Source organism: Tritonibacter mobilis (assembly GCF_001681715.1).
Classification (GTDB): Bacteria; Pseudomonadota; Alphaproteobacteria; order Rhodobacterales; family Rhodobacteraceae; genus Epibacterium; species Epibacterium mobile.
On sequence record NZ_LNWY01000012.1, the window covers coordinates 23,504 to 34,476 of the forward strand.

A 10,973-nucleotide genomic window follows, 5' to 3' on the forward strand; every position below is an offset into this window, starting at 1 on the left:
TTTGCGCGAGTCGTGTAAAGAACTTTTTGAGAACATTTGCGAACAAAGTAGAACAAAGACAAGAGCGCCTTCCCGGAGGGGCAGATTATCCCACTGAAATCAGTCGGATAGCCTCATCCTGACGCAACAGCCACAACAGCGTGCGCGCCGCGCGCCCCCGGTCACTGGTCAAATCCGGATCAGAGGTCATCAGGGCGCGTGCATCACTCTGGGCGATTGCCATCAGATCCGCTTGTCGTTCCAGATCCGCGATCCGGAAACGCGGCAGGCCGGATTGGGCGGTGCCGATGACATCCCCCGCGCCACGCATCTGAAGGTCTGTTTCGGCAATGACAAAACCATCCTCGCTCTCGCGCAGCACCTCAAGCCGCCTGCGCCCGCCCTCGGTGAGCGGTGGCTGATACATCAACAGACAGGTGGATTGAGCCGTACCGCGCCCGACACGTCCGCGCAGCTGGTGCAATTGCGCAAGGCCAAAGATTTCGGCACGCTCAATCACCATGATGGAGGCATTGGGCACATTCACCCCCACCTCGATCACCGTCGTTGCGACCAGAACCCGGGTGCGCCCCTCCTGAAAAGCGGCCATGGCCGCGTCTTTTTCTGCCGGGGGCATCTGACCATGCACCAGCCCCACCACATCATCGCCCAGCACCGCCCGCAGGTGTTTGAACCGCTCATCGGCAGCGGTCAGATCCATGACCTCGGATTCTTCGACCAGCGGACAGACCCAGTAACACTGCCGTCCCTCGGCAATGGCGCGGCGCAGGTGGTCCACCACCTCGGACATACGTTCGGTGCTGAGGATCGCGGTCTTGATCGGTTTACGTCCCGGTGGCTTCTCGTCGAGGATCGAGACCTCCATATCGCCGTATTGGGTCAACGCCAGCGAGCGCGGGATCGGCGTCGCGGTCATCACCAGCACATCGGCACGCTTGCCCTTTTCGGCCAGTTCCATCCGTTGCCGCACACCAAAGCGGTGCTGTTCGTCGACAATGACCAGCCGCAAATCGTCAAAGACAACATCCTGCTGAAACACCGCGTGGGTGCCGACAAGGATATGAATATCGCCACGTTGCAGCGCCTCGGTCTTGGCGCGCCGGTCCTTGCCCTTGTCACGCCCGGTCAGGATCTCAAGCACCACTCCCGCATCATCGGCCAGGGGTTTCAGCCCCTCAAGGTGTTGACGCGCAAGGATTTCTGTCGGCGCCATCATCACACCCTGGCCACCAGCCTCCACGGCCACCAGCAGCGCCATAAAGGCCACCAGCGTCTTGCCCGCCCCGACATCGCCTTGCAGCAACCGGTTCATACGCCGCCCGGAGGCCATATCGGCGGTGATTTCTTCAATCGCGCGCCCCTGTGCGCCCGTGGGCTTATACGGCAGTGCAGAGAGCACTTTGCTTTGCAGTTTTCCCGTGGCGACTGAGCTGCGCCCCGGCTGTTCACGCTCCATCGAGCGGGCAATGGCCAGCGTCAGTTGATGGGCGAACAACTCATCATAGGCAAGCCGGGCCCGCGACGGGGCTTCGGGCTCCAGATCGCTCAGGTGCCCCGGCGCATGGGCTGTGGCGATGGCCTCGTGCCAATCCGCCCAGCCCCGTTTGGTCTTATAGGATGCATCCATCCATTCGGTGAGTTCGGGCACCCTTTGCAAGGCGCTCTGCACCGCCTTGAACATGGTTTTCTGCGTGATGCCGTGGGTCAGGTGATACACCGGTTCGAAATCCGGAATATCGCCCGCCTCCTCCAGCGGCAGCATGTGATCCGGGTGGACCATCTGCGCCATGCCGTCGAACAGTTCCAGCTTGCCCGAAACCACACGGCGGGACCCTTCCGGCAATTGCGCGGTCAGATAGCGGCTGCGCCCGTGGAAAAAGACCAGTTGAAACTCCGTTTCCTGATCCGCCACATCGATCCGGTAGGCCCCGCCCTTGTTGCGCGCGGGGCGATGGCGTCCGACCGTGATCTCAACCGTCGCCGTCGTAGGTAACTCAAGCCCTCGAATGGTCTCGCGCCGACGCCGATCCACAAGGCTATAGGGCAGAGAGAACAACAGATCCCGTGGTGCCGTGATCTGCAACTGTGCAAAGTGCTCGGCGATTTTCGGCCCGACACCTTGCAAAGTTTCTAATTCCGCAAAAAGCGGGAACAGTTGTTCCGGACGTCCGCTCATGATGTGCTCACGCCTGCCCGATCAAGTCCAGCCATTGATCCTCATCCATGGTTCGAACGCCAAGCTCTGCTGCTTTGGTCGCCTTGGACCCGGCACCCGGACCGGCCACCAGAATATCGGTCTTTTTGGACACCGAGCCAGATACCTTCGCACCCAAGGCTTCTGCACGGGCCTTGGCTTCGGCGCGGGTCATTTTCTCCAGCGTGCCAGTAAACACCACGGTCTTGCCCGCGACAGGGCTGTCCTCTGTCGGGGCGTCCGGTTCGATCACCTCCAGATGCGCTATCAGCCGGTCAAAGGCCGCGCGTTCTTCGGGGTTGGCAAAGGCATCGGAAAACGACAGCGCGACAGTCGGGCCAAGCCCATCGACGCTGATCAAATCGTCCCAGGCCGCCTGCGCATCGGGGGAAACCTCACAAGCGGCAATCGCCGCTTTGCGTACTTCGGAAATCTTGGCGCGGCGTTCCTCAGCCTGAGCGGTCTGCCGCTCCGACAGTTCTGCCTCATCTGCGGCCCGATGCGCCAGCGCTGCTGGGCGTGCCAGATCTGCGGCCTCAGAAAGCGCCGCCCAACTGCGGAAATGCAGGGCAAGATCTTTTGCGGCCACCTCGCCCACATGGCGAATGCCCAGGCCAAAGATCAGTCGCGCAAACTCGATGCGCCGCTTGTCATCAATCGCCGCAAACAAGGCGGTTGCAGATTTGTCGCCCCAGCCTTCACGGTTCTTGAGCTGCTGCATCCCGCTGCCATATCTTTCTTTTAGTTCAAAGATATCGGCGGGTTCTTTGATCCAACCGTCGCTGTGAAACTGCTCGACCTGCTTGGCCCCCAAGCCTTCGATATCAAAAGCCGCGCGGGAGACAAAATGTTTGAGCTTTTCGACAGCCTGCGCCGGGCAGATCAACCCGCCGCTGCACCGTCGTACTGCGTCGCCCTCCTCACGCACCGCCGGGCTGTTACAGCGCGGACAATGGGTCGGGAATGCATAAACTTCTGCGCCGTCGGGACGCCGGTTCAAGTCGACATCAGCAACTTTTGGGATCACATCGCCCGCGCGATAGATCTGCACCCAATCGCCAACACGGATGTCCTTGCCGTCCCGGATTGTCGCTCCCTTGGAGTCGAGGCCCGCGATGTAATCCTCGTTGTGTAACGTAGCGTTGGACACGACCACGCCGCCCACCGTCACCGGCTGCAATCGCGCCACCGGGCTAAGCGCCCCGGTACGACCAACCTGAATGTCGATACCGTCGAGGCGCGTCCAAGCCAGTTCGGCCGGGAATTTATGCGCAATGGCCCAGCGTGGTGTGGTGGAGCGAAAGCCGAGACGCTCCTGAAGCGCAAGGTCGTTTACCTTGTAGACCACGCCATCGATGTCATAGCCCAGATCCGCGCGCTGTTCTTCGATGCTGTGATAATGCGTCAGCAATTCCGCAATGGTCTGACAGCAGCGGGTCAGTGGGTTGGTCTGAAAGCCGAGGGATTTAAATCTCTCAATCGCGTCAATTTGCGTTTCTGCGAGAGGTTCAGACAGTTCCCCCCAGCTGTAAGCAAAGAACCGCAAAGGTCTGGCGCGGGTGATCTCGGCATCAAGCTGGCGCAGGGAGCCGGCGGCCGCGTTGCGCGGGTTGGCAAAGATCTTGCCGCCGGTTTCCGCGTGGCGGACGTTCAGCGCCTCAAAATCCGCGTGGCTCATATAGACCTCGCCACGAACCTCCAACACCTCCGGCGCGCCGATGATCTGCTGCGGAATATCTTCGATGGTGCGGGCATTCTCGGTGACATTTTCCCCCACAGCACCGTCCCCCCGCGTCGCCGCCTGCACCAGCGTGCCATTCTCATAGCGAAGAGAGAGCGACAGACCGTCAATTTTAGGCTCTGCCGTGAAGGCAAGCGGGGCGTCGGAGGACAGACCGAGGTAGCGGCGCAACCCGGCAGCAAAATCCTCAACATCCTGATCTTCAAACGCATTTCCCAGCGACATCATGCGCACGGCATGCGCAATCTTGCCAAATCCGGAGGCGGCGGGCGCACCTACGCTTTCGACACGCGTGCCTTCTTCGGCGAGTTCTGGAAAGGCCTCAGCAAGCGCCAGATATCGCCGTTTCAGACGGTCATACTCCGCATCCGACAGGGTGGGCGCATCTTTTTGGTGATAGTCGAGATCCGCAGCTTCAACTTTGGTTTGAAGCGCCTCAAGTTCTTTGCGCGCATCGGTCACATTCATCGACCGGGGATCCTGCTCTGTCATCCTGGCTCCGCCCTTCGGGGTGTCTGTCTTATCTTGGTGATAGTGCCCGATATGGAGGAGGTCCAGTGCCAGATCCAAGACACGAAAAACCCCGCCGGGATGCTCAGCCCGGCGGGGTTTAGAAAATTAATGCTCGCTAATGCGCGGTGCGCTTAAGCGCCGACTGCCATCCGTGGACCACCTGTGGCGTGATCTTCTTGCGGATCGCGCAGCACATAGCCACGGCCCCAAACGGTTTCGATGTAGTTGTCACCATCGGTTGCCGTGCTGAGTTTCTTGCGCAGCTTACAGATAAAGACGTCGATGATTTTCAGCTCTGGCTCATCCATGCCACCGTAGAGGTGATTCAGGAACATTTCCTTGGTAAGGGTTGTGCCCTTCCGCAGGGAGAGAAGCTCCAGCATCTGGTATTCTTTACCAGTCAGATGCACGGATTTACCTTCAACGTCCACAGTCTTGGCATCAAGGTTAACCGAGATTTTGCCCGTCTTAATGATCGACTGGGAATGTCCCTTAGAGCGACGGATGATCGCGTGGATACGCGCCACCAACTCTTCGCGGTGGAAAGGTTTGGTCAGATAATCATCCGCCCCAAAACCAAAGCCCTTAATCTTATTCTCGGTGTCATCAGCGCCAGAGAGGATCAGGATTGGGGTCTCGATGCGCGACAGACGCAGCTGACGCAGAACCTCATGACCGTTCATATCTGGCAGGCCCAGATCCAGCAGGATCAGGTCATAATCGTAAAGTTTTGCCAGATCGATGCCCTCTTCGCCGAGGTCAGTCGTGTATACGTTCAAGTTTGCATGAGTCAGCATCAGCTCGATGCTTTTCGCCGTCGTGGGATCATCCTCGACCAGAAGAATGCGCATATTGGGTCTCCGCCTGTACTCTGTTGTCCTCAGGTTGCGTTAACCTTGCTGGGAAAAGGTTAATGTCCCGTTACCATGATGGTTAATTTTCGCAATTCGTACAAGTTAACACGGCGGTTTTTACCTTAGGGATTACGGTAATCCTTCAACCGGGTGGTTTTCAGCGCGTCTTCTCCATGGTCTGCAACCGCCGCGACCCAGCTTCTGAACTCTTCTTCGCTCAGATTGTAGAGACGTAGCGCTTCGGTTTGGGGAATCAATCCATACAAAACGCCGCGAACGACCGCCGCTTTACGCGACGCCACCCACCGTTTTGTTGTTTGAGGCGGCAAATCCGCACGAGTCATGACTGTTCCGTCCGGTAGAGTGACCGCACGGGGGCCATCAACTTTCTTTAAAAACATCGCTATGCCCTTACTAGGATGCGTATTCAGCTTGGTCAGGGCAGAGTGGCGTGGAGGCATTAACGGTAAGTGAAATCGGCCCCTTGAGAATACTTAGCATTTTCCTATATTCTTCGATGCTTTCCATCTCCTCTTCCGGACCCGTAAGGAGTACGCCATGGCACTGGACAATGAGGCACCAGTGAATTCGCTAGGTTTTGCAAAATCTCCCGCCGAGACGCGTGTCGTCGTTGCTATGTCTGGCGGCGTCGATAGCTCTGTTGTGGCGGCATATCTGGCGGAACAGGGCTATGATGTGGTCGGCGTGACGCTACAGCTTTACGACCACGGGGCGGCACTGGCCAAAAAAGGCGCCTGCTGCGCCGGCATTGATATTCACGACGCCCGCCGAGTCGCGGAGGAGCGCGGCTTTCCACATTATGTTCTGGATTATGAGAACATTTTTAAGGATGCCGTGATTGACGAGTTCGCCGACAGCTATCTGGCCGGGGCGACGCCGGTGCCCTGCATCCGCTGCAACGAGCGGGTGAAGTTCAAGGATCTGCTGGAAACTGCCAAGGATCTGGAGGCTGATTGCATGGCAACCGGTCACTATATCCAGCGCAAGATGGGCGAACACGGGCCGGAGCTGCATTCCGCCGAGGATGCCAACCGCGATCAGAGCTATTTCCTGTTCTCCACCACGCCCGAGCAGCTCGATTTCCTGCGCTTTCCGCTGGGTCACCTGCCCTCTAAGGACGCAACGCGTGAGATGGCGGCGCAATATGGCCTGTCGGTTGCGGATAAACCGGACAGTCAGGACATCTGTTTTGTCCCCAATGGCGACTATGCCTCGGTGATCGAAAAACTGCGCCCCGGTGCGGCGGAGCCGGGACAGATCGTGCACGCCGATGGCCGCGTGTTGGGAGGCCACAACGGTGTCATTCACTACACCATTGGTCAACGTCGCGGCCTTGGCATCGGCGGGCTGAGCGAGCCGCTCTATGTGGTGAAGCTCGATGTGGACCAAAAACAGGTCATCGTCGGACCAAAGGACATGCTGGCCACCCGCCGGGTGCCGGTGCGCGAGATCAACTGGCTGGGGGATGAGCCTATTACCAGCCGCACGGAATGGCATCTGAGCGTCAAGGTGCGCTCCACCCGCCCACCGCGCGATGCGATCATCCGGCCGATCTCGGACACCGAGGCGGAGGTGGAACTCTTCTCCGCCGAGGAAGGCATTTCGCCCGGTCAGGCCTGTGTGTTCTATGATCCAAACGGCAGCCGCATCTTTGGCGGTGGCTGGATCTGGAGAGGTCACTAAAACGAGGGAGCCTCCGGGCTCCCTTTTGATTTGCTCAGACTCTTTAGTGTCGCGTCAAACCTGCGGCAATCTCTCAAGGACCGCGCGCGCGGCACGCAGGCCGGGGGCATCGCCCCCCTCGCCAACCCGATCCATCGTTAGACGCATGGCATCCTGTTGTGCGTCAGGCGCGCTCAGCACCTGATCCAGCCGCGCCGCGATATTTTCGGCGGTGCACTCGGGACCAAGGCATTCCGGCACCACGCGGGTCTCGCTCACCAGATTAACCAATGTCACCGTATCAATCAGCGCCATGCGCTTCATGATCTGCCACGTGAGCCAATTGAACCGATAGGCAATCACCATCGGGGTACGCGCGGCGGCAAGTTCCAAAGACACCGTTCCCGATGCAGCCAGTGCCAGATTTGCGGTGGCAAAGGCTGCGCGTTTGTACGCGGCAAACTCAGCGACCGCATGATCAGCAGGATCAAGCACGATACAGCCCTCGGGCCAGTCGGTGAGTTTTTCACGCACCAAGGGCGCCACATGCGCGGCTGCCGGAACGACGATCCGGTGCTCCGGGTGTTTGGCGTGGAACTCACGCAGGGCTGCGCCGAAGACATCCGCAAGCCGTGCAACCTCTGAGCGGCGCGAGCCCGGCAGGGCCAGCAACACCGGCGCATCGCCCAGATTGAACACCGCACGGAAGGCCGAAATCTCAGCCTCTGTCGCCTGAGGTTCCGCCACCACCGGATGGCCGACAAAATCGCACTCCATCCCAGCGGCTTCCATGTAAGGTGGCTCGAACGGCAGCAGCGCCAGCACATGGTCGATGACCTTCGCCATCTTTGTCGCGCGCCCCGGACGCCAGGCCCAGACGGAGGGCGCGACATAGTGCACGGTGCGAATATCGCTGGCGTCTTTTACCAACTTTGCAACGCGCAGTGAAAAATCCGGGCTGTCGATGGTGATCAACACGTCGGGCTGCATGGCCACCACAGCATCGGCGGTTTCCTGAATGCGGCGCTTGAGGTCGAAATACTTTGGCAGAACCTCAGCGATTCCCATGACGGAGAGTTCCTCCATCAGGAATTGCGAGCGGAGCCCCTCGTCCTGCATCAGGCTGCCGCCGATGCCTTCAAAGGACACAGCCGGAGACAGGTCCTTGAGGCCGCGCATCAATGCGGCACCGAGCCGGTCGCCCGAAGGCTCACCAGCGAGAATAAACACCCGAAGGCTCATGGGATCAGGCCTGACGCAGCCAGAGGAACATGCCCCGGCGGTCGCACGCGGCGATGACCTCTTCACGGTCCAGAACGATCACGCCCTCGGCCTCAAGGACAATGCCGTTCAGACCGGCCATGGCCGCACCTTCGACGGTGGCCGGACCAATGGTCGGCAGATCGGCGCGCCGGTCCTGCCCGGCTTTTGGGGCCTTGTAGAACAAACCACCCTGCCCGTCCGGACGATTGGCGAGGCTCGCGAGCATCCAATCCGTGCCAAACAGGGTCTCGATTGCAATCGCCTGACCAGACCGCACCGCGCAGGCCTGCCCGATGTCGGCTGCACTCAGGCCAAAGGCGATGACCGAGGCACGCTCTGCATCCGCCTTGTCGATCTCGCCCGGCTGTACCTTGGTCGGGACGCCCTCATCCATCAACAGATCCGGTGCGATTTCATGGGCGGCCTTCACGGCAAAGCCGCTCTGTTCGAGAATGCCGATCACCGCCCGCAGCGCCCCGTCATCGCCTGCGGCAATGGCCGCCTGCAACACCGGCACCAAAGGCAAAGTGGCAGCATCAATCGCGCCCGGATCTATCTGAGGTCGCGTCACGGCACCCGCCAGGCAGACCTCGCTCACACCTTGGCTTTTTAGTTGTTCCAGAAAGCTGCCGAGTTGTTCGAGGCGAAAGGTAACGTCCGCCTCGACGAGGTCGGGTTCAGACCCTGCCATGGCACACACCATGGGGCGCTCCGGCAAACGTGCGATCAACTCGGCTGGCAAAGCGCCGCGTCCGGTAATCAGTGCAATCATGTCGGGACCTTTCTCAGCCGCCGGGGGTCAGAAAATGGCGGTCGCTCTGACCGGTAATAAAGGAGACGATTTCCTGCACATATTCGCTGTCGTTTTCGTCGCCCAATCGGCGGGCGCGTTCGGAAAACGTCCCCTCGCCCTGCGCCAGCATCTGAAACGCGGCCCGGAGTGCGGTGATGTCCGCACGGCTCACCCCACGACGTTTGAGGCCAACAAGGTTCAACCCGTCAAGCTCCCCGCGTGAGGCCTGCACCAGACCGTAGGGAATGACGTCATTGGTCACCATGGTGACAGCGCCAATGATGGCACCACGCCCGATGCGCACCCATTGGTGAATGCCCGAAAGCCCCCCAATGATAACGTCATCCTCCAGCACGCAATGGCCGGCCACGGCGGCAGAGTTCACAACGATCACCCGGTCCCCGATCTGAGCATCATGCGCAATATGGCAACCCGCCATAAACAGCCCATCATCACCGATACGGGTAATACCGCCACCGCCCTCGGTGCCCGCATTCACAGTCACATGCTCGCGGATACGGTTGCGCTTGCCGATGACAGTACGGCATTTCTCGCCTTTGAATTTCAGGTCCTGCGGGATTTCGCCCAGCACAGAAAATGAAAATACAACGGTGTCATCGCCGATCTCGGTGTCGCCGGTGACCACCACGTGGGATTTCAGGATCACGCGGTCGCCCAACACCACCTCAGCGCCGACGATGCAAAAGGGGCCGATTTCGCAGCCTTCGCCGATTTTGGCGCCATCCTCGATAATGGCGCTGGGGTGAATAGTGTTCATCAGCCGTCCTTTCCGTCCCGGTCGATCATCGCGGTAAACTCGGCCTCAGCCGCCAGTTCACCATCAACAGTGGCGCGACCGGAGAATTTGAAGATCTTGCCACCGGGCTTGCCGCGCACCGTTTCCACATGCATTTCCAGCACGTCTCCGGGGACAACCTTGCGGCGGAATTTGCATTTGTCGATATTCATGAAATAGATCAGCATATCGGTGCCGATCAGATCCATGCCAACCCCCAGCATCACGCCCGAGGTCTGCGCCATAGCCTCAACGATGGTGACACCCGGCATGATCGGGGTGCCCGGGAAATGGCCCTGGAAATGCGGCTCGTTCATGGTGACGTTCTTGATGCCACGCGCGGATTGATAGCCGTCGATATCAACCACCTTGTCCACCAGCAAAAACGGATAGCGATGTGGCAGGATCTGTTGGATCAGGCCGATATCGGCACTTTTGAGGTCAGGATTGGCGTCAGCACTCATGGGTCACGTTCCGTTGGTTTCATCAGATGTGTGTCGTAGCAATTGCAGCTATTTGGAGCAAGCTCAGGGCTGGTTGCTGTCGGGAGCGTTCTCATCGAGCCCTTCCCCAAGGATAGCATCGATTCGCGCGATGGCGAGGTCGGTGACATCAATGGAGTCAGCGCTCAAGAGAACTGTAGATTGCTCAAGAATAGCCGCGGCACCCGTCTCCGCCATGATCTGCTCAAGGATCGGGATCGAGGTTTGCCGAAACTCACGCCGTGCCTCATCGCGGGCATTGGTGATTTCGAGAAACTTCGCTTCTTGTGTGCTGCGCGTTTCTTGAACTTTTTGATCGAACGACTGAGCAAGCGCTCTGAAAGCGTCCGGATCCGTTGTGGATCGCCGCTCTGCCAGATCAAGCTCTTCGGCGCGCAACTCCGCCTCTATACGACGGTTTTCGGCCATTAGGACAGCGCTGCGCCCTTCCATTTCGCGCGCGATGCGCTGACCGTACTCACTCTCGGAGAACATGCGATCAGAATGGATTGTGAGCAGCAAGCTCTTGGGGATTCCGAGGTTCTGTTCGAGAGAAAACCCACCCAACCCGACATTGGGCGCTGCCTCTTGCGCTTGCAAAATGCTGCTGGACAGCAGGGTCACAACCCCTGCTGTCCAGATGATTTTTAGTGG

Annotated in this window: 10 protein-coding genes; 1 reads left to right on the plus strand and 9 read right to left on the minus strand. The window is 59.3% G+C overall.

Annotated elements, in window-relative coordinates; all coding sequences use genetic code 11:
* Positions 1-85: 85 nt before the first annotated feature.
* The 4 genes from recG to sciP form a co-directional block, all read right to left on the minus strand.
* A complete protein-coding gene (gene recG / locus UB90_RS11365; RefSeq protein ID WP_065325865.1) occupies positions 86-2,176 on the minus strand; it encodes an ATP-dependent DNA helicase RecG in 2,091 nt (696 codons plus the stop codon).
* Between the two features lie 7 nt (positions 2,177-2,183).
* Entirely contained in the window at positions 2,184-4,403 is a 2,220-nt protein-coding gene (gene ligA, locus UB90_RS11370; protein ID WP_065326095.1) for an NAD-dependent DNA ligase LigA, read from the minus strand.
* A gap of 176 nt (positions 4,404-4,579) precedes the next feature.
* Complete coding sequence (gene ctrA, locus UB90_RS11375; RefSeq protein ID WP_005611702.1) at positions 4,580-5,299, minus strand: response regulator transcription factor CtrA; 720 nt, start codon at positions 5,297-5,299, stop codon at positions 4,580-4,582.
* 125 nt (positions 5,300-5,424) lie between these two features.
* Positions 5,425-5,703 carry a CtrA inhibitor SciP gene (sciP, locus tag UB90_RS11380; protein WP_005611705.1) on the minus strand — a complete coding sequence of 93 codons (279 nt, stop codon included), beginning with the start codon at positions 5,701-5,703 and terminating at the stop codon, positions 5,425-5,427.
* Between the two features lie 157 nt (positions 5,704-5,860).
* Between sciP and mnmA the strand changes: the two genes are divergently transcribed.
* Entirely contained in the window at positions 5,861-7,006 is a 1,146-nt protein-coding gene (gene mnmA, locus UB90_RS11385; RefSeq protein ID WP_065331970.1) for a tRNA 2-thiouridine(34) synthase MnmA, read from the plus strand.
* Positions 7,007-7,060: 54 nt separating this feature from the next.
* On the opposite strand, the gene lpxB is transcribed toward mnmA, so the two are convergent.
* The 5 genes from lpxB to UB90_RS11410 all read right to left on the minus strand — a co-directional run bounded on the left by lpxB (position 7,061) and on the right by UB90_RS11410 (position 10,943).
* Positions 7,061-8,227 carry a lipid-A-disaccharide synthase gene (gene lpxB / locus UB90_RS11390; RefSeq protein WP_065325867.1) on the minus strand — a complete coding sequence of 389 codons (1,167 nt, stop codon included), beginning with the start codon at positions 8,225-8,227 and terminating at the stop codon, positions 7,061-7,063.
* A 4-nt stretch (positions 8,228-8,231) separates the two neighbouring features.
* Positions 8,232-9,020: an LpxI family protein gene (locus tag UB90_RS11395; protein WP_065325868.1), complete on the minus strand. Its 789-nt coding sequence runs from the start codon at positions 9,018-9,020 to the stop codon at positions 8,232-8,234.
* 13 nt (positions 9,021-9,033) lie between these two features.
* Positions 9,034-9,819, minus strand: a complete 786-nt coding sequence (gene lpxA, locus UB90_RS11400) for an acyl-ACP--UDP-N-acetylglucosamine O-acyltransferase (RefSeq protein WP_065325869.1) — start codon at positions 9,817-9,819, stop codon at positions 9,034-9,036.
* Entirely contained in the window at positions 9,819-10,301 is a 483-nt protein-coding gene (fabZ, locus tag UB90_RS11405) for a 3-hydroxyacyl-ACP dehydratase FabZ (RefSeq protein WP_005617880.1), read from the minus strand. The genes lpxA and fabZ overlap by 1 nt, the downstream gene beginning before the upstream one ends.
* Positions 10,302-10,364: 63 nt before the next feature.
* Complete coding sequence (locus UB90_RS11410) at positions 10,365-10,943, minus strand: OmpH family outer membrane protein (protein WP_065325870.1); 579 nt, start codon at positions 10,941-10,943, stop codon at positions 10,365-10,367.
* Positions 10,944-10,973: the final 30 nt, after the last annotated feature.

Bases quoted from the DNA above. Each gene is read 5' to 3' on its own strand.
- UB90_RS11395 (WP_065325868.1), bottom strand. From the start codon at position 9,020: ATGATTGCACTGATTACCGGACGCGGCGCTTTGCCAGCCGAGTTGATC.
- recG (WP_065325865.1), bottom strand. From the start codon at position 2,176: ATGAGCGGACGTCCGGAACAACTGTTCCCGCTTTTTGCGGAATTAGAA.
- ligA (WP_065326095.1), bottom strand. From the start codon at position 4,403: ATGAATGTGACCGATGCGCGCAAAGAACTTGAGGCGCTTCAAACCAAA.
- lpxA (WP_065325869.1), bottom strand. From the start codon at position 9,819: ATGAACACTATTCACCCCAGCGCCATTATCGAGGATGGCGCCAAAATC.
- ctrA (WP_005611702.1), bottom strand. From the start codon at position 5,299: ATGCGCATTCTTCTGGTCGAGGATGATCCCACGACGGCGAAAAGCATC.
- sciP (WP_005611705.1), bottom strand. From the start codon at position 5,703: ATGTTTTTAAAGAAAGTTGATGGCCCCCGTGCGGTCACTCTACCGGAC.
- mnmA (WP_065331970.1), top strand. From the start codon at position 5,861: ATGGCACTGGACAATGAGGCACCAGTGAATTCGCTAGGTTTTGCAAAA.
- lpxB (WP_065325867.1), bottom strand. From the start codon at position 8,227: ATGAGCCTTCGGGTGTTTATTCTCGCTGGTGAGCCTTCGGGCGACCGG.
- fabZ (WP_005617880.1), bottom strand. From the start codon at position 10,301: ATGAGTGCTGACGCCAATCCTGACCTCAAAAGTGCCGATATCGGCCTG.